This is a genomic window from Streptomyces sp. PTL18 (genome assembly GCF_059510295.1).
Genome location: NZ_JCAJZO010000002.1, coordinates 184,934 through 209,846, shown reverse-complemented (window position 1 = coordinate 209,846; position 24,913 = coordinate 184,934). Strand labels below are relative to the sequence as shown.

At 72.1% G+C, this 24,913-nt stretch carries 19 protein-coding genes; 6 read left to right on the top strand and 13 right to left on the bottom strand.

Annotated elements, in window-relative coordinates; genetic code table 11:
- Positions 1–56 precede the first annotated feature (56 nt).
- On the top strand, positions 57–2,798 hold the full coding sequence (gene ppdK / locus AC5WS8_RS05350) for a pyruvate, phosphate dikinase (RefSeq protein WP_496102109.1): 2,742 nt from the start codon (positions 57–59) through the stop codon (positions 2,796–2,798).
- 128 nt (positions 2,799–2,926) lie between these two features.
- Here the strand turns inward: ppdK and AC5WS8_RS05345 are convergent, their stop codons facing one another.
- From AC5WS8_RS05345 to AC5WS8_RS05305, 9 genes are all read right to left on the bottom strand, one after another.
- Positions 2,927–3,526: a hypothetical protein gene (locus tag AC5WS8_RS05345; protein ID WP_496102108.1), complete on the bottom strand. Its 600-nt coding sequence runs from the start codon at positions 3,524–3,526 to the stop codon at positions 2,927–2,929.
- 73 nt (positions 3,527–3,599) lie between these two features.
- Positions 3,600–4,067 (bottom strand): excalibur calcium-binding domain-containing protein, encoded by a 468-nt coding sequence (locus tag AC5WS8_RS05340; RefSeq protein ID WP_496102107.1) that lies wholly within the window; start codon positions 4,065–4,067, stop codon positions 3,600–3,602.
- Positions 4,068–4,274: 207 nt separating this feature from the next.
- Positions 4,275–4,952 carry a vWA domain-containing protein gene (locus AC5WS8_RS05335; RefSeq protein ID WP_496102106.1) on the bottom strand — a complete coding sequence of 226 codons (678 nt, stop codon included), beginning with the start codon at positions 4,950–4,952 and terminating at the stop codon, positions 4,275–4,277.
- Between the two features lie 49 nt (positions 4,953–5,001).
- A complete protein-coding gene (locus AC5WS8_RS05330; protein ID WP_496102105.1) occupies positions 5,002–6,180 on the bottom strand; it encodes a hypothetical protein in 1,179 nt (392 codons plus the stop codon).
- Positions 6,177–7,352, bottom strand: a complete 1,176-nt coding sequence (locus AC5WS8_RS05325) for a protein phosphatase 2C domain-containing protein (RefSeq protein ID WP_496102104.1) — start codon at positions 7,350–7,352, stop codon at positions 6,177–6,179. The genes AC5WS8_RS05330 and AC5WS8_RS05325 overlap by 4 nt, the downstream gene beginning before the upstream one ends.
- 398 nt (positions 7,353–7,750) lie before the next feature.
- The gene (locus AC5WS8_RS05320; RefSeq protein ID WP_496102103.1) at positions 7,751–8,872 is read right to left on the bottom strand and encodes a hypothetical protein; all 1,122 of its coding nucleotides are present in this window, start codon (positions 8,870–8,872) and stop codon (positions 7,751–7,753) included.
- Positions 8,869–11,076, bottom strand: coding sequence for a hypothetical protein (locus tag AC5WS8_RS05315; RefSeq protein ID WP_496102102.1), 2,208 nt, complete (start codon positions 11,074–11,076; stop codon positions 8,869–8,871). The genes AC5WS8_RS05320 and AC5WS8_RS05315 overlap by 4 nt, the downstream gene beginning before the upstream one ends.
- Entirely contained in the window at positions 11,076–11,933 is an 858-nt protein-coding gene (locus AC5WS8_RS05310) for a hypothetical protein (protein ID WP_496102101.1), read from the bottom strand. Before AC5WS8_RS05310 ends, AC5WS8_RS05315 begins: the two co-directional genes overlap by 1 nt.
- A 108-nt stretch (positions 11,934–12,041) precedes the next feature.
- Positions 12,042–12,650, bottom strand: coding sequence for a Crp/Fnr family transcriptional regulator (locus tag AC5WS8_RS05305; RefSeq protein ID WP_496102414.1), 609 nt, complete (start codon positions 12,648–12,650; stop codon positions 12,042–12,044).
- Between the two features lie 566 nt (positions 12,651–13,216).
- Between AC5WS8_RS05305 and AC5WS8_RS05300 the strand changes: the two genes are divergently transcribed.
- The 3 genes from AC5WS8_RS05300 to nirD are packed head-to-tail and all read left to right on the top strand — an operon-like array spanning position 13,217 to position 17,387.
- Positions 13,217–14,449: an NAD(P)/FAD-dependent oxidoreductase gene (locus tag AC5WS8_RS05300; protein ID WP_496102100.1), complete on the top strand. Its 1,233-nt coding sequence runs from the start codon at positions 13,217–13,219 to the stop codon at positions 14,447–14,449.
- Positions 14,449–17,037: a nitrite reductase large subunit NirB gene (gene nirB, locus AC5WS8_RS05295; RefSeq protein ID WP_496102099.1), complete on the top strand. Its 2,589-nt coding sequence runs from the start codon at positions 14,449–14,451 to the stop codon at positions 17,035–17,037. The genes AC5WS8_RS05300 and nirB overlap by 1 nt, the downstream gene beginning before the upstream one ends.
- Positions 17,034–17,387 (top strand): nitrite reductase small subunit NirD, encoded by a 354-nt coding sequence (nirD, locus tag AC5WS8_RS05290; RefSeq protein ID WP_496102098.1) that lies wholly within the window; start codon positions 17,034–17,036, stop codon positions 17,385–17,387. Before nirB ends, nirD begins: the two co-directional genes overlap by 4 nt.
- Positions 17,388–17,548: 161 nt before the next feature.
- Here nirD and AC5WS8_RS05285 read toward each other — a convergent pair whose 3' ends face one another.
- The 3 genes from AC5WS8_RS05285 to AC5WS8_RS05275 all read right to left on the bottom strand — a co-directional run bounded on the left by AC5WS8_RS05285 (position 17,549) and on the right by AC5WS8_RS05275 (position 21,033).
- Positions 17,549–18,130, bottom strand: coding sequence for a class F sortase (locus AC5WS8_RS05285; protein ID WP_496102413.1), 582 nt, complete (start codon positions 18,128–18,130; stop codon positions 17,549–17,551).
- 157 nt (positions 18,131–18,287) lie between these two features.
- Entirely contained in the window at positions 18,288–18,812 is a 525-nt protein-coding gene (locus tag AC5WS8_RS05280) for a hypothetical protein (RefSeq protein ID WP_496102097.1), read from the bottom strand.
- A 568-nt stretch (positions 18,813–19,380) separates the two neighbouring features.
- Entirely contained in the window at positions 19,381–21,033 is a 1,653-nt protein-coding gene (locus AC5WS8_RS05275) for a M4 family metallopeptidase (protein ID WP_496102096.1), read from the bottom strand.
- Positions 21,034–21,174: 141 nt separating this feature from the next.
- Here AC5WS8_RS05275 and AC5WS8_RS05270 point away from each other — a divergent pair, with 141 nt between their 5' ends.
- Positions 21,175–21,603 (top strand): gamma-glutamylcyclotransferase family protein, encoded by a 429-nt coding sequence (locus tag AC5WS8_RS05270; protein WP_496102095.1) that lies wholly within the window; start codon positions 21,175–21,177, stop codon positions 21,601–21,603.
- 179 nt (positions 21,604–21,782) lie between these two features.
- Positions 21,783–22,718 (top strand): intradiol ring-cleavage dioxygenase, encoded by a 936-nt coding sequence (locus AC5WS8_RS05265; protein WP_496102094.1) that lies wholly within the window; start codon positions 21,783–21,785, stop codon positions 22,716–22,718.
- On the opposite strand, the gene AC5WS8_RS05260 is transcribed toward AC5WS8_RS05265, so the two are convergent.
- Positions 22,666–24,843, bottom strand: a complete 2,178-nt coding sequence (locus AC5WS8_RS05260; protein WP_496102093.1) for a molybdopterin oxidoreductase family protein — start codon at positions 24,841–24,843, stop codon at positions 22,666–22,668. The two genes, AC5WS8_RS05265 and AC5WS8_RS05260, sit on opposite strands and share 53 nt — an antisense overlap.
- Between the last annotated feature and the right edge of the window lie 70 nt (positions 24,844–24,913).

The following is a 24,913-nucleotide window of genomic DNA, read 5'->3' as shown; positions in this document are numbered from 1 at the left end:
TCTGGGTATGTTCCTCGCCGTCAGGGCAGCCACCGCGTCCTCGAGGAGTCGAGACCGTGTCGGAAAACAAAGATCGCCACGTAACAGAGAACGGCGCCGAGGGCCTGAAGTTCGTTTACGACTTCACCGAAGGCAACAAGGACCTCAAGGACCTCCTCGGCGGCAAGGGCGCGAACCTCGCCGAGATGACCAACCTCGGCCTGCCGGTACCTCCGGGCTTCACCATCACCACCGAAGCCTGCAAGGTCTACCTGGACAGTGGCGAGGAACCCCCGGCGCTGCGTGACGAGGTGAGTGCGCACCTCGACGCCCTCGAGCAGAAGATGGGCAAGAAGCTCGGCCAGGCCGACAACCCCCTGCTCGTCTCCGTCCGCTCCGGGGCCAAGTTCTCGATGCCCGGCATGATGGACACCGTCCTGAACATCGGGCTCTCCGACAAGTCCGTGCAGGGCCTGGCGAAGCAGGCCGGCGACGAGCGCTTCGCGTGGGACTCCTACCGTCGGCTCATCCAGATGTTCGGCAAGACGGTCCTGGGCGTCGACGGCGAGCTCTTCGAGGACGCGCTGGAGGCGGCCAAGGAGGCCAAGAAGGTCGCCGACGACACCCAGCTCGACGCGGCCGACCTGAAGAAGCTGGTCACCAAGTTCAAGAAGATCGTCAAGACCGAGGCCGGGCGCGACTTCCCGCAGGACCCGCGCGAGCAGATGGACCTCGCCATCAAGGCGGTCTTCGACTCCTGGAACGGCGACCGCGCCAAGCTCTACCGCCGCCAGGAACGCATCCCGCACGACCTCGGCACCGCGGTCAACGTCTGCTCGATGGTCTTCGGCAACCTCGGCCCCGACTCCGGCACGGGCGTCGCCTTCACCCGCGACCCCGCCTCCGGCCACCAGGGCGTCTACGGCGACTACCTGCAGAACGCGCAGGGCGAGGACGTGGTCGCGGGCATCCGCAACACGGTCCCGCTCGCGGAGCTGGAGAACATCGACAAGAAGTCCTACGACCAGCTCCTGCAGATCATGGAGACGCTGGAGAACCACTACAAGGACCTCTGCGACATCGAGTTCACCATCGAGCGCGGCAAGCTCTGGATGCTGCAGACCCGCGTCGGCAAGCGCACCGCGGCCGCGGCCTTCCGCATCGCGACCCAGCTGGTGGACCAGGGCCTGATCGACGAGGCCGAGGCGCTGCAGCGGGTCACGGGCGCGCAGCTCGCCCAGCTGATGTTCCCCCGGTTCGACGAGAAGGCGAAGGTCCAGCAGGTCTCCCGCGGCATCGCGGCCTCGCCGGGCGCGGCGGTCGGCAAGGCGGTCTTCGACTCGTACACCGCGGTGAAGTGGTCCCGCTCCGGCGAGAAGGTCATCCTGGTCCGCCGCGAGACCAACCCCGACGACCTCGACGGCATGATCGCGGCCGAGGGCATCCTCACCTCCCGCGGCGGCAAGACCTCGCACGCGGCCGTGGTCGCCCGCGGCATGGGCAAGACGTGCGTGTGCGGCGCGGAGGAACTGGAGGTCGACACCAAGCGCCGCCGGATGACGGTGCCCGGCGGGCAGCTCGTCGAGGAGGGCGACCTGATCTCCATCGACGGCTCCAGCGGCAAGGTGTACCTGGGCGAGGTACCCGTGGTCCCCTCCCCGGTCGTCGAGTACTTCGAGGGCCGGATGCACGCGGGCGCCGACGACGCCGACGAGCTGGTCGAAGCGGTCCACCGCATCATGGCCTTCGCGGACCGCAAGCGCCGCCTGAGGGTGCGCGCCAACGCGGACAACGCCGAGGACGCGCTGCGCGCACGCCGCTTCGGCGCCCAGGGCATCGGCCTGTGCCGCACCGAGCACATGTTCCTCGGCGACCGCCGGGAGCTGGTGGAGCGCCTGATCCTCGCGGACACGGAGGCCGAGCGCGAGGAGTCGCTCAAGCAGCTCCTGCCCCTCCAGAAGCGCGACTTCGTCGAGCTCTTCGAGGCCATGGACGGCCTGCCCGTCACGGTCCGTCTGCTCGACCCGCCGCTGCACGAGTTCCTCCCGGACATCACCGAGCTGTCGGTCCGTGTGGCCCTCGCGGAGTCCCGCCAGGAGCCGCACGAGAACGAGCTGCGCCTGCTCCAGGCCGTGCACCGCCTGCACGAGCAGAACCCGATGCTGGGCCTGCGCGGCGTGCGTCTGGGCCTGGTCATCCCCGGCCTGTTCACCATGCAGGTCCGGGCGATCGCGGAGGCGGCGGCCGAGCGCAAGGCGGCCAAGGGCGACCCGCGCGCCGAGATCATGATCCCGCTCGTCGGCACGGTCCAGGAGCTGGAGATCGTCCGCGAGGAGGCCGACAAGGTCATCGCGGAGGTCGAGTCGGCGACGGGCACCGAGCTGAAGCTGGCGATCGGCACGATGATCGAGCTGCCGCGCGCCGCACTGACAGCCGGTCAGATCGCCGAGGCCGCCGAGTTCTTCTCCTTCGGCACCAACGACCTCACGCAGACGGTCTGGGGCTTCAGCCGGGACGACGTGGAGGCGAGCTTCTTCACGGCATACCTGGAGAAGGGCATCTTCGGCGTCTCCCCGTTCGAGACGATCGACAAGGACGGCGTGGGCAAGCTGGTCCGCGACGCCGCGAAGGCGGGCCGCGCCACCCGCCCCGACCTCAAGCTCGGCGTGTGCGGCGAGCACGGCGGTGACCCGGAGTCGGTGCACTTCTTCCACGAGGTGGGCCTGGACTACGTCTCCTGCTCCCCGTTCCGCATCCCCGTGGCCCGTCTGGAGGCCGGCCGGGCGGCGTCGCAGTCACAGGGCAGCGACCACCGCTAGGTCTTCGGACGGACCGGCATCGAACGCCGGGACCGCTGCCGGTCACCCCGACCCTCATCGACGCGGCAGCGGTTCCGGAGCACCAGGAGAGGGCGGCACCCCTGTGCGGGGGGTGCCGCCCTCTCGCTTCAGTACAGGAAGCGGTGCAGGGGAGCGGACTCCGTCAGCAGCATGGTGACCCGGTGGGCGAGCCGCTGCCACGCCTCCTCCTGGACGGGGGAGAGCCGCACGTCGTCCTCCCCGGCCGTCCGCAACACCGCGAAGAGGACATCGGTGTCGGCGTCGGGCACGAGGTCCACCATCGACAGCACCCGCGCCAGCGCGCCGACCAGGCCGGCCGCGGACTCCCCGCCGGCAGACACCTCGCCGGGGAACGTGGCGACGCCGCCCGACGACGGTGGCGGCGCGACGAGGGCCGCGGACAGCTCACGCAGCAGTGCGTACAACAGGTCCGTCTCCTCGGTGGGCAGACGGACGACGCGCAGGCCCTGGTGCTCCCAACGCCCGTTCGGCGTCCACACCCGCGGTCCGCGCGCCACCGCTTCGGCCAGTGCGGCCCGGACGCGCCGGAAGGCCGCGAGGCCGTCGGTGAACAGGGCGTGATCACCGCCGCGACGAGAGGCCCCGGCCAGGGGCCCCAGCAAGCGCTGCTCCACCCACTCGCATTGAGCGTCGAGTTCCGGGTCCACCACGACGAGGCGAACTGACGTGCGCTGCTCCTGCTCCATGCCGAACACTGTGCCAGTCGGCTCTGACAACGGGGCGGGGCGTGCCCTTGCCCGTCGCGAGCCGGTCATGCCGTCACTCGCAGGCGATGCCGTCCCCGTCCCGGTCGAGATGGGAGTCGTAGCCGGGGTCGCCGACGTGCAAGGGCGCGGCGCCGGCGGCGCGGGCCTCGCTGCAGTTCGCGTAGTACACGCTGCCGCCACCGGAGCCCGACCCCGATCCCGATCCCGACCCCGAGCCGGTGCCGTTGTCCGCCGGCTGCGCGGTGATCGTCCGGGTGACCCTGACGGTCTTCGTGGCGGTCACCGTGGGGGCCGGCTCGGGTTCGGCGGTCTCGGTCTCGGTCGCTGTGGCCGTCACGGTCACCGTCGGCTGCGGCTTGGCGGCCGTGGATTCGGCGTCGTGCGTCGTGGTCCCGCCCCCGGCCGCGATGCCCAGAGCGAACGCCAGTCCGAGCGCAGGCAGAACGTACCGCTTCCGGGCCCATGCGGGCCCGGTCCGGACAGGCTGGGCCATGGGTGGCGTGATGTACGGATTGGTCATGTCGTCCCCCACTGGGTTGTGCGTGGTGGTGACCGTATGACCCGGACGCCGATCGTGGAGGAATAGTGGCCTTTTCGTGATGGACCGGTGCGCCTGTGGGTCCCCGGCAACCGGCCGGCGCCGGAACACCGGTGGGAGGCCGCCGCGTTCCGGGGCGGCACCCTGTGTGGGGGATGCCGCCGTCCGGCTCAGCGACCGCCGGAGCGCTCAGTCGACATAGTCGAGGGGGATGGTCCGGTAGCCCTTGACGTGTTCCGGCACTTCCAGCCTGCGGTTGGTGGCCGATGCCACCATGGAGTTCAACAAGCTGATCAGCGCGCTCCGCAGCGCCCCCCTGTCGTCACCCCTGTTCTCCGCGACGAATGCCGCCGCGGTGGCGATGCGCTTGATCACGGCCTCGCGGGCCTTGCCGAATCCGTACGCGATGGTGTTGGGGTGCGCCTTCCAGTGCGCGTCCAGCAGTTCGTCGAGGTGGTCCTCCCAGGGATCACCCGGCAGATCCTCGGCATCGGTGGGAATACCGTCCGTCAGGATGAAGACCACAGGCCGAAGGACCCGGATACCACGGTCCACCAGGGCGGGTACGTCCGTCTCTATTCGGGAGCGCACCAGCTGGAGCATCGGCCCGAAGTTGGTACGTCCCGAGCAGGTGACCGTGGGCAGGCTGTCCATCTTGTCGAAGTCGGTCATGTTGGTGACCACGTGCGGCCGGCTGTTGAAGGACAGCACGGACAGGTGGACGAACTCCTTCACTTGCGGAGTCGTGTCGATGGTGTCGTAGATCGTCTCCAGAGTCTCGTTCAGCAGGTGCTCGGACTTCGCCATGGAGCCCGACGTGTCCAGCACCACGTACACGGGAAGTCCGGAGTCGGGTGCGTACCTCATGTGGGTCCTCTTCTGCAGCGCGGAGGGGTGGGGCGCGGTCGGCGGGAGCTCATGACCGCAGCAGGAGCCAGGTGGCGACGATGACGATGGCCAGGAAGCACACGACGGGCAGCCCGAGAAGGACACCGCGACCGCTCTTCTTCGGGCTCCGGGTCGGCGAAGCGGGCGCCCGGCGCCCCGCCCCCGCACGGCCGGGGGTGGTACCGGACTGTGGCACCCGTGCCGGTTCGGGCGCGGGGGGCGGCGCAGGCGACGGAGCCGACGAGGCCTGCCCCGCGGGTGCGCGCGTGCGGCTGCGCACCGGGCGGAAACCCGTGACGTTGCTGCCGGGTGTCGGCGACGTCGAGGAATGGCTGCCGCCCGGGTTCTGCAGGGCTTCCAGCAACGCGGCGACGTGGGGCCGCCGCTGCGGGTCGTCGGTGGTGAGCGCCTGACGAAGCAACCGCGGGAACCCGTCCCCCGTCGACCCGTCGCGCTCCAGCCGGGTGAGCCCTTCCAGCGGCCGTCCACGCGTCCCTGTCATGCAGCGCAGGGCGAGCAGGGCCATCCGGTATCGGTCCGTGCACACTGTCAGGGGTGTGGGATACGGGTACTCGGGGTCCTCCCAGGAGGGCGATCCGATCCACGCCCGGCTGCCGATTCCGCAGGAATCCAGGTCGATCAGGAACACCGCGGCGCTGTGGTGGTCCCACAGTGCGTTGCGGTAGGACCAGTCCCCGTAGACCACTTCATGCCGCTCCATCACCGCGCCCAGTGCCAGGAACTGGCAGGTGATCTCCTTTCTTCGCCGAAAGGACGGGGCGCGCACCCCCTTGGCCGTGAGCCAGTCCGAGTCGTTGACGAGATGGTCCAGTTGGAGCTCCTGCGGCTGGCTGAGCCGGCCTCCTCGCAGGTTGAACCGCACATAGAAGTCGCTGGGCAGCTGTGCCATGACCACTCCGGTGGTGGCGCCCTCGTCCGTGATGCGGGCCACGGGCCAGGCCGCATTGCGGTCCAGGACCTCCAGGTCGTCGTCCGTCATCGAGTACGGCAGCTCGATGATCCGGTCCAGCAGGGCCGCGTCGGCGTCCGACAGGGGCGACTTGTAGAACTTGGCGACCCAGCCCGGATGGCCTGCGATGCACCGCACCGCGTGCGACTCCCCGCCCGCGCCCAGGCTCTCCCCGACGAGATCGATCGAAGACATCGCAACCTCGGACGGGAAGGTGCTGTCGGACCACGTCTTCATGGCGTTCCTTCCGGGGACGTGGCCCAGATGACGACGGCGGTTCGGTCGTCATTGCGCTGCTGGGCGTCGTAACTGATGTGCAGCAGCAGGTCGAGTGCGCTCACAGGTGCGGCCCACTGACGGTGGAACCAGTCGTGCGCCTGGGGCAGCAGGGCGAACGCGTCCCCGACCCCATCGGTGGTCAGGGCGAGAACGCTGCCCGCCGGAAGCGTGAGGAGACGACGCTCCACGTCCTCCGGGGTGTGCGGCAGGTAGCTGCGCAGGCGTCCGGTGTCGAGTCCCTGGTCCTTGAGCCCGAGCAACGGCGCCCAACGGCCCGGTTGGCGTGCCCATGCGCTGACGTCCCCGACACCGGCGACCCAGACGTCGCGGTCGCCTTGGGGGGAGGCGGTCGTCGGTACGACCGCGGCGGCCGCCACGGTGCGCACGTCGTCGGCAGACCAGCCCCGCTGCCGGGTGATGCCGTGCACCTGCCCCGCCGCTTCGAGGAACACCGCCTCGTGGTCCAGTCCGGACGGCGGGACACCTCGGTCGAGTTGCCGCCGCAGGGAACTGACCAGCGACAGACTCGCCACTGCCGCTGCGGTGTCGGAGTGATCGCTGTCGGACATGCCGTCGGCGACGGCGACGATCAGATGCCGGGACGCGGCGTCCCGGCCGACCCGGTAGGCGTCCTGGCGGGGAGTCGCGCGCTCCTGGTCGATCCGGTGTCCGGGTCCCACCACCGACGCGGCGCGGACTTCCAGATCACCGACGCGCGCGGCGTCGGCGGCCATGCCCGGCGGTGCGGGCTGCTCGGGCAGTCGCCAGGGCAGCGCCGCCAGCTTCGAGCGGCGGTACAGGGCAGGGGGCAGGGGCAGGGGATCCATGGCCCGCACCGGACGCGGTGCGGCGCGGGTCCCGGGCGAAGCGACCGGCTGCCGTGCCGAAGGCACCGGGACCTCACCAGCGCTGACACCGGCAGCGGCCGATGCCGCGGCCGAGGGGGAGCCGTACCGCGTGAGCTGCGGACCGGGCGGGGCGGCGGCCCGGTGCGCCGGACCGTGGGCAAGGCCCGCCGCAGCCGCGCGCTCCTCCTCCCGCCGGGAGATGATCGCCTGAACGCCCGCGGCGACGAAGCACAGAGCCACTCCGATGCCGAACCCGGCACCGACGCCCGTCGGACCTGCCACGATTCCCCCCAGGGTGGTCAGTACTACCGTCGCCGTCGACCATGTGACCGCGGCCGGGTTGCGCCGCACCCTGCCAGTGGGCCCGGCACGGTGTGCAGTCGGGGTTCCGGCGCTGCGGAAGCCCTTCTCTTCGGGGTGGCCGCTGACCGTTCCGGGCGGGAGCGGTCCTGTCCCGTGCCCGTGCCGATGGCCCGGCCCCGGGTCGGCCGGCCTCCCGGCGGATGAGACAGGCCGATGCGGTGGCACCGGAGGCGCCGAACGGATCCGTTCGGCGTACGGCGAGGACGGTGTCGTACGGTCCGGCTGCCGGGCCTCGCCGTGCCCGGTCTCCCGGTGACCGCCGATTGCTCCGGATCCGGTCGACGCCGGTTCGTCGCCGGTGCCGTAGGGGTCTGCGCTCATGCCGTGTGGTCTCCCCGGCCCGGGTCCTGCGCCTTGGGGGTGGACCCGCGCCGTTTGCCGACCGGCTTCCAGCCGACGACTCCGTCCCCGGGTTCCTCCGGCCGACGACCGCCGACCGGCGCCGCCGGGTTCGCCGCTGTCTGCGGCCTGCTACCGGCGGCGCCCGGCGCACCCAACTGCATCGGGCCCTCCGAGGGGACCGGGGCCGGCGCCTCACCCCCCAGGGCGGGGCCCGCGTAGGGCAGCGGCTCGCCGATGAGCCGCTGCATCCACTCGGCGAACTCCGCGGGATGCAGCCTGTCCCTGTTGTCCAGAAGGATCTTCTGCTTCTTGTCCAGTGCGATGTCCTGCCGCGTGGCTATCTCCTGGAGAATGCTGCGCAGTTGGCCGGGGTCCTGGGCGATCAGGTGCATCAGAAGGCCGCCCTCGCCTCGCTTGGCAGCCACCAGCGCCTCGGTCCGCTCCCGCACCCGGCGTGCCTCATGGCGTTCGCTGAGGGACGTCAACTCCTCCGCGCCCTCCGCCTCCAGCACCCTGAGCTGGTGCAGACGCATCGCGTTCTCCTGCTGCCACGCCACGTCACGGTGCTGGCGCAGGTGGCGCTCGGCGGCCTCGTCGAGAGCGAGCCGCACGGCACAGGCGAACACGGTCAGCCCACGGTCCAGCACGTGTTCACGGCCCCGCAGGAAGCGGTTGGCCGACTCCTCGGCGCGTGCGAAGTCCTCGATGTCGAATCCCCGGGTGTGCGGGCGCAGACGGTCCACCAGGGCACCCCGCACCAGAGCCTCGGCCTTGGCGACCGTGGTGATACTGCGTTCGACTGCCACGTCCGCGGCGCTGACCCGCCAGGCGGTGCTGACCTCGGCACGGAAGTCGTACCCCTTGGTCCGGCTGGGCAGGGACTCCCGCCAGTCCGTGTGGTGATCGGTGCTGTCCACCTCATAGCGGTAGTGGTAACGGGTCGATTCGAGCAGGGACGGGCGACGGTCCAGCACCACGCACTTGCCGTTGACGAGCGAGAAGACCAGGGTGGTGCCCGGCCGCGGCGTGTCGCCGCGATGGCCCAGGCCGACCGGCCAGGGCCCCTCTATCAGCCGGTCGGGAACTGCAGCGTTCATCGTGCGGTACCTCCGTTGTCGAAATGGCTCAGGACTTGTTCCGCGGTGCGGGTCGCACGGCTGTCCGGATCCCGCCAGGTGGAAAGGTGTCGCAGCATGAAGCGCCTGCTGCGGTCGGTCGAGGCGGCGGCATGCAGCAGACGGGCCAGTGCACGGCGGCCGGACGGGTCCGCGTCCACCGTGCGGGCCCACTCGGTGAGCACCTCGGTGGCTGCCTGGAAGGGCTTCGGGGACAGAAGCACCGTCTCCCAGAGGGCGGCGATCTCCCGCTGGCGCAGTGGGTCGCGGGCGGCCAGTGCGAGCAGCTTCGGCCATCGGCGGGGGCCGCCGTCCCCGGGCCGCCCCGGCAGCTCCTCCAGCAGGTCGGCAGCGGCGAACAGGAACGCGAGTTCGCCGACGGTCCGCCGCTGGGGATCGCGCCCGCAGACCCAGTGCCGGACGAGGCTCAGGGCATTGCGTTCCTGGTGGCGGTCCGACATCGAGAGCGCCTCGGCGACACCGACGCAGATCGCCTCCACCACTTCCGCCTTGTCCGTCGCGGCGAGAGCATCCAGCAAGGTGAAGGCTTCGCCGCCGTTCTCCTCGCCCGGGCGGAGCAGCACCGCCCAGGCGCGCGCGGCGGTGGCCTGCAGGTGCGTGGCGCGGTCGCCGGCCGCCCAGGCCCGGACCATGTCACGTACGGGATCCGCCAGTTCGGGACGTTCGGCGGCGACGCCCAGCGCGGTCGCCGCCGCTTCGCGCAGCCTCGGCACGGCACTCGCCGCCCAAGGGTGCAGCACACCCGCCCGCAGGGTGTCGAAGGACAGCTCGGCGAGGAACCCGACGGCAACCGCCGACCGCGTCCGCACGGTACCCAGTTCATGGCCCGCGCAGTTCTTGAGCCAGCCCGGCAGCTCTTGGCGAAAGACGTCGTACTCCTCCCACACGGTCTGCAGGACACGGCAGGCCATCCGCCGGTCGAGGAAACGCACGACTTTCGCGGGTGCGCCGCCGTGCCGGGAGGCGACCTGTTCGGTGACGAGTGAGGCGTGCAGCCGCCTCAGCCGGGTCGCACGGGTGGCGACGATCGCCTCGTTGCGGGGACGGTCCGGGTGCTCCGCGGTCGGCGGCGGCTGGAGCTGACGGCCGAGGGAGGTGGCCAGCGCCGACACGGTCTCGTACCCCTCCCCGCCGAAGACCGCGATGGACACGGCCAGACACTGGGTGGGGAGATCGTCGAGGTTGCTGAACCATTCCTCGAATTCCTGACTCTCGCGCAGCGTCAGACGCGTGCGCACCTGCTCCACGGCCTCCGAGGGAGTTCCCGACGACTCGGACAGCAGCCGGGCCGTCTCGGCGGCCCTGCCGAGCGCCAGGCCGGAGGCTCCGAGGCCGGTGATGAGCGCGGCCGTCTCGGGGGCGCTCAGCAGCTGGTCCGCCCGTCCCGCCTTGCCGGGCCCGAGCCACCAGCGGAGGTGTCCTTCGAAGACGTCCTGGGGTGCAGCCGGCCCGCTCACCACGAACGTCTGCCTGTCGAGTTCGGGATCCGCGGTCCGGGCGCCGTCGCGCACCGTGATGACGAGGCGGCAGCCGCGGGCACGCATCACGGCGTTGAGGCGGCGTACTTCGAAGCCCGTCAGGGCGGCGGACCCCGGATCGAGGTCCGGCAGCAGGTAACCGTGGCGGGTGCGCAGCGACGTCTCCTCGAGGCACGTCAGGTCGGCATCCGGTTCCAGGCACTGCAGCGTCGTATGTCCGCTGTCGAGCAGCAGGCGTTGCGCCACCGCGTACTTTCCGTGCCCCTGCGCACCGCTCACGAGGACCACTGGGAAGGACTCGACGGCCTGCAGGATGCCGTCGTAGCCGGATGGCGGCAGGAAGACGGATCGTGCGAGGTCGATGTCCTGTGCCGACAGCTGGTACGCGCGGACCGTGCGACGGCCCTGCCCGAGGATCACCTCGATGTGGTCTCCGCCGTACACCCGATCGCTGCTGACCTGCGACTGCGCGAAGCGGGAGAGGGAGAACCGGGCGTCGCGCTCCGCGTCGAGGCGTTCCCCGGTGGTGCCGGGCCGAGCCGCACGGGCCGAGAGGCCGCGGCGGATGTCGTCGAGCCCCAGTTCCTCGGGCGACTTCCGGGCCTCTGGTTCCGGGGCCGGGGCCTCGTGGGCCGGGGGAGAGGTCTCCGCGCCTGCCCGGGCAGGGTCCTGCGTCGCCTCGGCCATCAGGAGTGCGCCTCGTCCCGGTCGTCGTCCGTCGGAAGCACCTCCGGCGGCACGCCTTCGTAGTGGTCTCCGCCGTACACCCGGCCCGGCGTCTGGAAGACCGCACCGGCGAAGCGGCCGTGGTTGCCGCCCGCGGGGACGTCCCCGGCCGTGACGGGAGCGGGCGTTCCGGATGCGGTGGGCCGGGACGACGGGGACTCCGGAGCGGCGGCTGTGGCACCGAGTCCGGGAGGGGCGTCATAGCCGGGTACGCACAACCACGCGTGGGAGGAGATCTCCTTCGACCGGAACGGCACCTTGCGGAATCGGGCGGCGGGCAGCTCGGGATAGTCATGGCGGACCACCGCGTCGTGCCAGTGGGCGGAGACGGCCAGCGCGAGACCGGAGCGGTGCGCGGCGGAGAGGGTGGCGCGCAGCGCGTCGAGGTCGACCAGCCGGCAGGCGGTGTTGAGTTCCTCTCCCACCCAGCCGTGGATGTCCCGGCCGACGTCACCGGCGTGCAGAGCGACGCGCACCCGCAGGGCCGCCTCCTCACTGCTGCGCCGGCTGTGACCACGCAGGCCGGCCTGCAGCTCTTCGATGAAACGCGCTGTCAGGTCGAGTTTGGAGACGGTCGGGCGGATCAGCAGGAAACCGCCGTCCCCCCGGTCGCAGAACGCCTCGATGTCCTCGGGGCCGATCCCCGCCTTCTCGAGCGCCGTCTTGACGACGGCGTACAGACGCTCTCTCAGCCACTCCTGCGTGGGGTCGCTTCGGCGGCCGAACTTCTCTATGTCCAGAACGACGATGAGGTAGTAACGCCGGGCGTTGCTCATGAAGGATGTGCCCCCCTTGCTGCCGTCGGTGGACGACGGCACTCACGCTCCTCAGCACCCGCTGGGCCGCGACGGCCGCCGCTCCCTCAGTAAGCCGGTTCCGCAGCCGCTTTTCCGCATCAGATGACGCACAAGGAGGGATTCGGTCGGTCAAAGACGGCCGGGATGCCAGGTGGCGAGTCCCTCGGGGTCCAGTACGACGATGACGCCCCTGCCGGTGGCGACGAGTTCGAGCAGCTGCAGCTCGCGGAGCGTGCGCACGACGGACTCCCGCGAAGCGCCGACGGCGCCGGCGAGGTCCTTTTGCGTGATGTTCACCAACCGCGCCTTCGGCGCCCAGCCGGGGGCGTCCGTCCCGTGCCGGCCGGCGATCTCGACCAGCAGCCGCGCTATGCGTGCCGCGGCCGGCTCCGCGCCCAGCGCCTCGCGGTGTGCGTCGGCGGTGCGCAACCGTGCGCCGATACTGCGCAGCACGGCAAGTGCGAGGTCTCCGTGTGCCTCCAGGAGCGTGGTGAACTTCCTGGCGGCCATGACGACTCCGAGCCCGTCCTGTGTGGCGATCACGGACGCGGAGCGCGTGCCACCGTCCAGGCAGGCGAGTTCACCGACCAACTCTCCCGGTCCGCGGAAGGCCAGCAGGCTGGTGTAACCGCCGACGGACTCGGACACGACCTTGACGACACCCTGCCGCAGCAGGATCACCCGGTCACCCGGTTCCCCCTGACGCATGAGGACTGCGCCCTGCCGCCAGGTCTCCACCACACCGGCCCCGCGCAGCAGGGCCAGTTGCTGGTCGTCGAAGGACTGCGGGGCAGACGCGGGGGAGAACCCGGAAGCCGGTAATGGACGTGCGGGTCCGCGCACGGAATCCCCCCTCACCTGTTCGCGTGGGCACCGGCCGTGGCGGGGGCCCGCGGGGGCACCACTGTAGAGCTGCGGAATCCGTCTTGTGACATGTTCAACCAATAATCGTTGATTCACCCGCTTCCCTCCCGTGCGCGACGACAAGCGTGGTAGGACTGCGAGCGCGGGGACGCGGACCGGGGCCCGAGGCCGGCTGTCCCCGCGCGCCCACGGTCTCGCGGGGAGGGGGGCCAGGCGCGCGCCCCGCCCCGCCGCCGGTCGGTGTCTCCACGGCCGTGTCCGCGGGGAGGCGGCCGGAGGGCGCGGACAGCCGTACGGATGGCAACGGGGACCGCTCACAGGTGCCTCCCACCCCGCTCCCGGAACCCTCACACCCACCCCCCGCTCCCGCTGAGGGCAGCGTTCCCCATGGGAAACAGGGGTGATGCCGCCGGGTAACGTCGGCACCGCACGCTCGACACATGACCTCGAATACGCGTGTGGTGGTGATCGGCGCCGGGCTCGCGGGCGTCCGTCTCGCCCGGCGGCTCGGCGAGCTCGGGACGCCCGCCCTGATCGTCGGGGAGGAGGAGCATCCCCCGTACAACCGTGTGCTGCTCGCCGACGTGCTGGCCGGCCGTTACGCGCCCGAGGTGATCTCCCTCCCGGCGCCCGAGCGCCTCGTCCGCGCCCGGGTCACCCGGATCGACCGGGCGGCCCGCGAGATCCACTGCCCGGACGGCGCGGTGATCGCATACGACACGCTCGTCCTCGCCACCGGTTCGAACCCCGTCCTGCCGCCCCTGCGGGGACTGCTCACCCCCGACCGGCCCGAGCTGCCCGAGGGCGTCCACGCGTTCCGCACGATGGACGACTGCCTGGGCCTCGCCAAGGCCGTCCGCCCGGGTGTGCGCGCCGTCGTCATCGGCGGCGGGCTCCTCGGGGTCTCCGCCGCCCGCGCGCTCACCGCCCGCGGCGCCCAGGTCGTCCTCGCCCAGCAGGCCGAGCGCCTGATGGAACGCCAGCTCGACCCGCCCGCGTCCAAACTGGTGCGCCGTCACCTCGCCGACCTCGGCGTCGAGGTCCACACCGAGACCCGCGTGCGCGGCGTGCGCACCCTCGGCGGCGCCGTCCGCACCGTCGAGATGGCCGACGGCTACGCCCTCGACACCGACCTCGTCGTCCTGGCCTGCGGTGTCCATCCGCGTGTCGGCCTCGCCCAGGACGCGGGTCTCGCCGTCCACAAGGGCATCCTCGTCGACGACGAACTGCGCACCTCCGACCCCCGTATCCGGGCCATCGGCGACTGCGCCCAGCACGACGGCACGGTCTACGGACTCGCCGCGCCCGCCCTCGAACAGGCCGAGGCACTGGCCGAGTTGCTGGCCTCGGACGCCGACTCCCGCTACACCGGCACCCGCTACACCGGCACCCGCTCCCTGACCCGGCTCACCCTCGCCGGACGGGACTTCCTGGACCTCGCCGCCTTCGGCGAGACCGAACCCCGCCCCGGTGACGACGTCGTGCAGCTCACCGACGCCACCCGCGGCACCCACAGGAAGGTCGTCGTCCGCGACGACCGCCTGGTCGGCGGCGTACTCGTCGGCGAACTCGGCACCGTCGGCGCGCTCGCCCGCGCCTGGGAGGGAGCAGAGCCGCTCCCCACGGACGGCGCCCCGCTGCTCCACCTGCTCACCAACGATGGAGGCTCCTGATGTCCACCGGCACCCCCACGATCGTGCTCGTCGGCCACGGCATGGTCGGCCAGCGCTTCCTCGAAGCGCTGGCCGAGCGCGGCCTGACCGCCACGCACCGCGTGGTCGTGCTGTGCGAGGAGCCTCGCCCCGCCTACGACCGCGTGGCACTCACCTCGTACTTCTCGGGCAAGACGCCCGAGGAGCTGTCCCTGACGGACGGGGAGTTCATCGACACCCACGGCATCGAGCTGTACGTCGGCGACGGGGCCGAGACCATCGACCGCGAGGCAGGGAAGGTCACGGCCAGGTCCGGCCAGGTCTTCGAGTACGACACGCTGGTCCTCGCCACCGGCTCGTACCCCTTCGTCCCGCCGGTCCCCAACAAGGACGCCGAGGGCTGCTTCGTCTACCGCACGATCGAGGACCTCCTGGCGATCGAGGAGTACGCGAAGACGAAGGCTCGGGTCGGCGCCGTGGTCGGCGGCGGACTCCTCGGACTCGAGGCGGCCGGCGCGCTGAAGGGTCTCGGACTCGCCTCCCACATCGTGGAGTTCGCACCGCGTCTGATGCCCGTGCAGGTCGACGAGGGCGGCGGCGCCGCCCTGCTCCGCACCATCGAGGACATGGGGCTGACCGTCCACACCGGCGTCGGCACCCAGGAGATCGTGGTCGACGGGGCCGGCGCCGTCACCGGCATGAAGCTCTCCGACGGCTCCGAACTCGCCACCGACATGGTCGTCTTCTCCGCCGGTGTCCGCCCCCGCGACCAGCTCGCCCGCGACTGCGGTCTCGCGGTCGGCGAGCGGGGCGGCATCAGCGTCGACGAGCAGTGCCGCACGGTCACCGACCCGCACGTGTTCGCGATCGGCGAGTGCGCGCTGGCGGCGGACGGCAGGGTGTACGGCCTGGTGGCGCCCGGCTACGAGCAGGCCGAGACGGCGGCCGCGGCGATCGCCGCCGACGAGGCCTCCTTCACGGGTGCCGACCTGTCCACCAAGCTGAAGCTGCTCGGCGTGGACGTGGCCTCCTTCGGCGACGCGCACGGCACCACCGAGGACTGCCTCGACGTCGTCTACTCCGACTCCCGCTCGGGCCTGTACAAGAAGCTGGTCATCGGCCGCGACGGCACGCTGCTCGGCGGCATCCTGGTCGGCGACGCGGAGGCGTACGGCACGCTGAGGGCCTTCACCGGTTCGGTGCCGCCCGTCTCGCCCGAGTCGCTGGTGCTGCCCGCCGGCGCCGGAGAGCCCGCCCAGCTCGGCCCGACGGCGCTGCCGGACGACGCGATCATCTGCTCCTGCAACAACGTCACCAAGCGCACGATCCGCGGCGCCGTCACCGAGCACAGGTGCACCACGGTGCCCGAGGTGAAGAAGTGCACCAAGGCCGGCACGACCTGCGGCAGTTGCGTCAAGGTCCTCGGCCGGCTGGTCACCGCCGAACTGGAGGCGTCCGGCGTCGAGGTCGACAAGGGGCTGTGCGGCTGCTTCTCACAGACACGCGAGGAGCTCTACGAGATCGTCCTCGCCCTGCGCATCAACACCTACCAGGACCTGCTCGACCGCTACGGCCGCCAGGAGGCCCGCGGCGGCGACGGCTGCGAGACCTGCAAGCCGGCCGTCGCCTCGATCATCGCCTCGCTCGCCCCCACGATCGGCGCGAGCGGCTACGTCCTGGACGGGGAGCAGGCCGCGCTGCAGGACAGCAACGACCACTTCCTCGCCAACCTGCAGAAGAACGGCTCCTACTCGGTCGTGCCGCGCATCCCCGGCGGTGAGATCACTCCCGAGAAGCTGATCGTGATCGGCGAGATCGCCCGGGACTTCGGCCTCTACACGAAGATCACCGGTGGTCAGCGGATCGACATGTTCGGCGCGCGGGTGGAGCAGCTGCCGCTGATCTGGGCCCGTCTGGTGGACGCCGGCTTCGAGTCCGGGCACGCCTACGGAAAGGCACTGCGCACGGTGAAGTCCTGCGTGGGCTCCACCTGGTGCCGCTACGGGGTCCAGGACTCGGTCCGCATGGCGATCGACCTCGAGCTGCGCTACCGGGGCCTGCGCTCCCCGCACAAGCTGAAGTCGGCCGTCTCCGGCTGCGCACGCGAGTGCGCCGAGGCCCAGTCCAAGGACTTCGGTGTGATCGCCACCGCGGGCGGCTGGAACCTCTACGTCGGCGGCAACGGCGGCGCCACCCCGCGCCACGCGGACCTGCTCGCCCAGGACCTCTCCGACGCCGAACTCGTCCGCCTGATCGACCGGTTCCTGATGTTCTACATCCGCACCGCCGACCGCCTGGAGCGCACCTCGACCTGGCTGGAGCGGATCCCCGGCGGTCTGGACCACGTGCGCGACGTGGTCGTCCACGACTCGCTCGGCATCTGCGACGAGTTGGAGGCGCTGATGGCCGCCCATGTCGCGAACTACCGCGACGAGTGGTCCGAGACCATCAACGACCCGGAGAAGCTCGCCCGGTTCGTGTCCTTCATCAACGCGCCGGACACCCCCGACCCGGTCGTCGGCTTCGTCCCCGAGCGCGACCAGATCAAGCCCGACCTGCCTCTGCTCACCATCGGCACGCGACCCCTGGAAGGAAGCGCCCAGCGATGACCCTGGCACTCGAGACCACCGACCTGAAGGTGCAGCTCCGGATCGACGCGGACACCTGGTTCACGGCCTGCGACCTGAGCCGGCTGATCCCGGGCCGCGGCGTGGCGGCACTGCTGCCGGACGGCCGCCAGGTCGCCCTCTTCCGCGACCGCGCGGACCGGCTGTACGCCATCGACAACCGGGACCCCTTCGGCGGCGCCGCGGTGCTCTCCCGCGGTCTGACCGGCACCCACCGGGGCCGCCCCTTCGTCGCCTCGCCGCTGCTGAAGCAGCGCTTCGACCTGGAGACCGGCCAGTGCCTGGACGACGAGACGGTCCGGGTGGCGGCGTACGAGGTACGGGCCGCCTGAGCACGACCCTCCAGGACCGTCCCTCCGGCCGCCGGACCGGCACAGGTCCGGCGGCCGGGCCTGTGACCGGCCGGGCGGCACCCTCGGAAGCCCCTGGTGCCGCTGACGGCGGGGTGCGCGCCGGTCGTGAACCCGCCTGCGAGCAGTGGCCGGCCCGAGGGTCAGCGGCTGCCCGTGAGATGGGCGAAGACGACCACGTTGCCCTCGTAGCCCGTCGCCTTCGAGTAGCCGCCACCGCAGGTGATCACCCGCAGCTCCGGGCGCCCCGCCGCGCCGTACACCTTGTCGTCGGGGAAGTTCCGCGCGGCGTAGACCTCGACCGCGTCCACCGTGAACACGGCGGTCGAACCGTCACGTCGGTCGATCTCGATCGTGCTGCCCTTGTGCAGGACGCCCAGGTCGTAGAAGACGGCCGGGCCCCGGGTGTTGTCGACGTGCCCGGCGACGATCGCGGTGCCCGTCTCGCCGGGCATGGTGCCGGCCTCGTACCAGCCGGCGAGGTTCTTGTTGTCGGCCGGAGGGACGTCCAGGCTTCCGGCACCGGTCAGCCGCAGGCCCATCAGCGGGGCGTCCACATGGATCGAGGGGATGCGGATCCGGTCGGGCGGGGAGGGCGGCAGCGCCGGGGCGGCGGAGCCCTCGCGGTCCGGATCCGCGGCGCCCTGGGCGGCGGACGGCTGAGGCGGCGCATCGTGTCCGTAGGCGCTGTGCAGCAGCCATGCGCCGGAGCAGAGGGAGACCATTGTGACGGACGCTATCGCCGCGTTGCCCACCTTGTGCACACGAACCTCCTTCCGGGAGAACGGGGGGACCCCGGGCCCCCTCCGGGCCGCGAGGGGCAGTCGGACCCGGAGGGGGATGGGGACGGCGGTACCGGCGGACGGACGGCGGAGGCGTCCGTCACATCCCGTCGCCTTTCAGCTGGCGATGCAGGAGCCAGGTACCGCCCGCGGCGGCGACGGCGAGTGCCGTCACACCGGCCGCGGTCCGCACGGGGTCGGGGCCGAGTGCACCGCCGACCCCCGTCTTCACGCTTCCTCGCGGACGCGTCTGATCCTTGGCCGCGACCAGGGTGACCGTCAGGTCGCCGGTCACCCTGGCCCGCCGGCCGCCGGAGCACGTGGCGACGATCTCGTACGTCCCCGGCTGCGCGCTCGGCGGCACCCGGAACCGGCCGATCACATCCTGCTCGTGCGTGCTGGGCGCGAGCGGGAACGTGCCGCCGCCGACCGCGGTGGCGTCACCCGCCGCGGAGCCGTCGGCGCCGCACGCCGCCGTGTTGACGGTGACCTCGCTCCCGGGCACGGCCATGGAGGGGAAGACCTCCAGGCGTCCGGTCTCACCGCCGTACGCGGGCGCGGCGGCGAGCCCCGCGGCGGCGAGGGCCAGCGCGGTGCCGGTCAGCGAACGGGCCGTACGTCGCATCGTGGTGCTCCTCGGGCGGGACACGGCCCGCGGCATCCCCAGGTGTGCCGCTGTGTCGGTCGTGTCCCCGCACTGTCGAGGAAAAGGCCGGCGGGCCGGAACCGCTCGCTGGGAGAACGCCGAAGGTGCGGTGAACGGGTGTCCGGCAGCGGTGGCCGAAGCGGCGTTTCGGCAGGTCAGCGGCGCAGGGACGGTGAATGGCAGAAGAACACCCGAGGGTGAAGGCGGGTGGTGAACGGGTGACCGGTCGTCAGGTACCGGATTCCGTCCGCTGTGCCGATGCGAAGCCCCGGTCCCCAGGACCTCGGTCACCGCCCGGTGCCCCACCGCCACCAGGACCGGACCCAGCCGGTACACGGCGTCGTCCGTCGCGGCGGACGGCACCTCGCCGACCGGCGGCCCGGCCCACCGGGGGAACCGCTCGGCGACCGGCCGGCGCACCGGCGCGGTGTCCACGTCCAGTTCGTCGGCGTGCATCCGCACCGGCGGCCATCGGGCTCGAGCCGGGGTACGGCGGTCGGGTGCCGCAGCCCGGGCAGGGCGGCACCCGACCGCCACCGCGTTTCCCTCAGCCGACGTTCACGGCGCTCCAGGCCGCCGCCACCGCGTCGTACTCCGTGCTGCCCGCCCCGTACAGGTCCTTCGCCGCGTTCAGCGTCGCCGTGCGGGCGCCCGCGTAGTTCGTCGAGGACGTCATGTAGACCGTCAGCGCCCGGTACCAGATCGCCCCGAGCTTGTCCCGGCCGATGCCCGTCACCGTGGAGCCGTTGCAGGTGGGGGAGTCGTAGCCGACGCCGTTGAGGGTCTTGGCGCCGCTGCCCTCCGCGAGCAGGTACGCGAAGTGGTTCGCCACGCCGGACGAGTAGTGCACGTCCAGCTTGCCCACCGAACTGCTCCAGCAGTCGGCCGAGTTGCCGTCCTTGGACGGCTTGTCCATGTAGCGCAGCGCCTTCCCGCCGAAGCCGGAGCGGACGATCTTCTCGCCGATCAGGTAGTCACCCGGGTCGGAGGCGTTGTTCGCGTACCACTCCACCAGCGTCCCGAAGATGTCCGAGGTCGCCTCGTTCAGACCGCCCGGCTCGCCGGAGTACGTCAGCGCCGCCGTCTTGGACGTCACACCGTGCGTCATCTCGTGTCCGGCCACGTCCAGCGCCACCAGCGGTCCGAACGTCGTGCCGTCGCCGTCGCCGTACGTCATGCAGAAGCAGTTGTCGTCCCAGAAGGCGTTGTTGTAGTTCGTGCCGTAGTGGACGCGGTTGTACGAGCCCCTGCCGTCGCCCGCGATGCCGCTGCGTCCGTGCACGTTCCGGTAGTAGTCCCAGGTCACGTCGGTGCCGTACTGCGCGTCCACCGCCGCCGAGGCGCGGTCCGACACCGTGCCCGAACCCCAGTGGTCGTCGGAGTCGGTGAAGAGGGCGGCGGGGGCGCGGCTGACGCAGATGGAGGTGAGGAAGCACAGGTCGGTCTTGTTCTGGGCGTCGCCCGTGTACGTGTCACCGCGCGTGGGGTCCTTGAGCTGGTACGCCGCCCCGGACTGCGTGGTCTGCAGCGCAACCGTGCCGCTGTAGAGGGACTTCCCGTCGCCGGTCGCCGTCTCGATGCTGTCCCAGGCGTCGATCTGCCGCCCGGTGGCGGCGTCCGTGACGACGGTGCGCGCGACCGGGTTGCCGAGCGAGTCCTGCCCCGTGACGTCGGTGCGCCAGGCCAGCCGGGGTGCGCCGTGCAGCGCGTCGACGACGAGCTGCGGCCTGGCGGTCAGGTGCCTGAGCAACTCCCCGGCGTTCGCGGCGCGCAGCGCGGCGGTGGCGAGGTCGGCGGCCTTGGAGGCCTTCACGGCCGGGGTGATCGTCGTTACGGACAGGGCGCGCCGCGTGGCCCGGTCGGCGCCGCGGTAGGACCCGTCGGGCGCCATGTGGACAACGAAGTCGCCGCCCAGTACCGGGAGCCGGCGGTAGGTCCGGTCATAGCGCACATGCCGGCTGCCGTCCGGGTCCACGATGACGTCCCGTACGTGCGTGCCCTGCGCCGACGTCAGGCCCAGGCGTGCGGCCTCGCGCACCAGCACCGCCGCGGCGTCGCGGATCACGGCGGAGCGGCCGGGTCTGCCGGCGGCGCCGGCGGCGGGGGCCGGGGCGAGCGCGGCGGCCAGCAGGGCGGCGGCGGTCGCGGCGGTGCCGGCCGCGGTGAGACGGGAACCTCGGGCAGGCCGTATCCGGCTCATCGGTCTCCTAGGGAAGGCGCCCGGGGGCGCGTGGGGAGGGCAGGGGCGGGGACCCCCTGGCGTCCCTCCGATTGAAGGGTTCAGGACATGTCATGTCCATGGATCAGCAGAGGAGATGTGTGAGGAGGAAGAATCGGTTCTGTGACCCTGCCGTTCTTCGTCTACGGGACCCTGCGCCCCGGGGAGCACAACCACGCGCTCTTCCTGCGCGGCCGCACCGGCTCCGAGGAGCCGGGGCTGCTGCGCGGCGCGGTGCTGTACGAAGGGCCCGGCCACCCCTACGCGGTGGCGGACGAGAACGGCGGCACGGTCACCGGCGAGGTCGCCACCGCGCGGCCCGAGGCGTACGAGGAACTGCTCGCCGCCCTGGACCACCTCGAGGAGTACCGGCCGGGCGATCCCCACAGCCTCTACGAACGGGTCGAGCGGGACGTGACGACCGCGGACGGCAGGACCGTACGGGCCTGGGTCTACCTCGCCGCGCCCGCCGTCGCGGCCCGGCTGCGCACGCGGGGCAGGCTGATCGAGAGCGGGGACTGGCTCAGCCGGCGGAGTCCGGAAACGGGATGAGCCCCGGCGCGGGGTGCCGCGGCTCACCGGAGGGATCGGACATGTGATCGGCTTCCCCGTACGGCCTTGCCCCGCCCGCTTCCCGGACCGCCCCAACTCCCCTGTGTGCGTCGCTCGTGTGGGGGACCGTGCCGTGCGCCCCCGCACCCTTGCGCGCCGCCCCGCCTTAGGGTCCGGCCATGACCGATAGCGACCTCACCCGGCGGCGTGCGCTCGCGCTGGGCGGTGCCGCCGCGGGTGCCGTCCTGGGACTGGGGGCAGGCGCCTGCTCCTCCCCCCGCCGGCGTGAGCCGGACGCCCACAAGGCACCCGGAGCCGAGCTGTGCGTGCTCAACCCCAGCGTCGCACAAGGGCCGTACCACCTGGCCGGCGCTCCCTTCCGCCGGGACATCACCGAAGGCAAGCAGGGCGTCCCGCTCACCGTGCGGCTCACCGTGCGCGACGAGCCCCACGCCTGCGCCCTCCTCAAGGACGCGGCCGTCGAGATCTGGCAGTGCGACGCCTGGGGCTACTACTCCGGCTTCCCCGCCGTGCACCCGGGAGGCACGGTGCCCGCCGAGAGCCACAACAGCGGCGGGAACCCGACGTACCTGCGCGGCTTCCAGACCACCGGGCCCGACGGCGTCGCCGAGTTCGTGACGATCTTCCCCGGCTGGTACACCGCGCAGGCCCCGCACCTCCACGTCAAGGTGCACACCGGCGGCAGGAGGACCGCCGGCACCTACAGGGGCGGCAGGGTCAACTGGACCGGGCAGCTCTTCTTCGCCGACAGCCACGCCGACGCGGTGTACCGGAAGGCCCCGTACACCTGGCACACCGGCACCCGTACCCGGCTCGCGCACGACCCGGTCTACCGCGGCGGGGGCGCGAGGGACGGGCTCATGACGGTCACCGGGGACGTCGAGAGGGGACTCGTCGCGACGCTCACCGTCGGCATCGACCCCACCCGGGAGAACACCGGAGCGGGCGGCGCGTCCACCTCCCCCCTGCCGAACGCGTCCGCGGACGGCACGGCACCGCCGGACAGCGCGGCGAGCGCGTCCCGCACGCCCACCTCCGGCGTCAGTCCGCGGAGCCCTGCCCCAGGCGCTCCAGCCGTACCGCACACACCTTGAACTCTGGCATGCGGGAGGTCGGATCGAGGGCGGGGTTGGTCAGCGTGTTGGCGCGGCCCTCGCCCGGCCAGTGGAACGGCATGAACACGGTGTCCGGACGGATGGCGCGGCTGATCCGCGCGGGCGCCACGGCCCGCCCCCGCCGCGACACCACGGCGACCGCGTCCCCGTCGGCCGCGCCGAGCCGCTCGGCCAGCCGCGGGTGCATCTCCACGAACGGCCCGGGCGCGGCGGCGTTCAGCTCCGCGACCCGCCGCGTCTGCGCCCCGGACTGGTACTGGGCCACCACGCGCCCGGTGGTCAGCAGCACCGGGTACGCGTCGTCGGGCTCCTCGGCCACCGCCCGGTACGACACGGCGGTGAACCGGGCCCGGCCGTCCTCGGTGGCGAAACGGTCGAGGAAGAGCCGGGGGGTGCCCGGATGGACACCGGACGCCGGTTCGCCGGAGGGGGCCGCGGGGGCGTCGGGGAGCACGTCCGGCAAGGCGTTCTCCCCCTTCTCCCCCTCCTCCGCGACCTCCTGCGCCGGGCACGGCCAGAACACCCCGTTCTCCTCCGCCAGCCTGCGGTAGGTGACCCCGGAGTAGTCCGCCGGGCCGCCCGCGCTGGCGCGGCGCAGTTCCTCGAAGACCTCCTCCGGGTCCGTGGGGAAGCCCTTCTCCACGCCGAGGCGGGCGGCCAGTTCGTGCATGACCTCCAGGTCGCTGCGCACCCCGGGCGGCGGGGTCAGCGCGCGGCGGCGCAGCAGGACCCGGCCCTCCAGGTTGGTGGTCGTGCCCGTCTCCTCCGCCCACTGCGTCACCGGCAGCACCACGTCCGCGAGTTCCGCCGTCTCCGACAGGACCACGTCGCACACGGCGAGGAAGTCCAGCGAGCGCAGCCGGTCCTCGATGTGCGCGGCGCGCGGTGCCGACACCACCGGGTTGGAACCCATCACCAGCAGCGTGCGGATGTCCGTGCCCAGCGCGTCGAGAAGCTCGTAGGCGCTGCGGCCCGGGCCCGGCAGCGAGTCCGGGTCGACTCCCCACACCTCCGCCACGTGCCGGCGTGCCGCCGGGTCCGTCAGCCTGCGGTACCCGGGCAGCTGGTCGGCCTTCTGGCCGTGCTCGCGTCCGCCCTGCCCGTTGCCCTGCCCCGTCAGACAGCCGTAGCCGGACAGCGGGCGGCCCGCGCGTCCGGTGGCCAGACACAGGTTGATCCACGCGCTCACCGTGTCCGTGCCCTTGGCCTGCTGCTCGGGTCCCCGCGCGGTCAGCACCATCGCGTGCTCCGGCTCGCAGAACAGCCGCACCGCCTCCCGCAGCTGCGGAACGGGCACCCCCGTTATCCGCTCCACGTACTCCGGCCAGTGCGCCATCGCCGCCGACCGGGCCTCCTCCCAGCCGCTGGTGCGTTCCCGGATGTACGCCTCGTCCGTGCGCCCCTCGGCGACCACCAGGTGCAGCAGGCCGAGCGCCAGCGCCAGGTCCGTGCCCGGACGCGGCGCCAGGTGCAGATCCGCCTGCTCCGCCGTCCGCGTCCGCCGGGGATCGACGACGATCAACGTGCCGCCGTTCTCCCTCAGCTCCGTCAGGTACCGCAGCGACGGCGGCATCGTCTCGGCCAGGTTGGAGCCGACGAGGATCACACACCCGGTCTTCGGGACGTCCTCCAGCGGGAACGGCAGCCCGCGGTCCAGCCCGAACGCCCTGGTACCGGCCGCCGCCGCGGACGACATGCAGAACCGCCCGTTGTAGTCGATCTGCGAGGTGCCGAGCACCACCCGGGCGAACTTCCCGAGCGTGTACGCCTTCTCGTTCGTCAGCCCGCCCCCGCCGAACACCCCGAGCGCGTCCGGTCCGTGCTCCGCCCGCGCGCGCGAGAGCGCCCCCGCGATACGGTCCAGCGCCTCGTCCCAGGTGGCGGGGGTGAGCACGCCCCCGGAACGCACCAACGGCGAGGTCAGCCGCACCCGTGACGACAGCACCTCCGTCGCCGTACGGCCCTTGCCGCACAGCGCGCCCCGGTTCACCGGGAAGTCCGCACGCTCGGCCACCTCGACGCCCCCCTCGGGCGTGGGCTTCAGGTTCATCCCGCACTGCAGGGCGCAGTACGGGCAGTGGGTGGGCGTCGAGGTGGTCTGCATGGGCTCAGCCTGCGTCGGGCGTGTTACACGCCGGGGCGCCGCCCGTTACACGGCCGGGACCATGACCTCC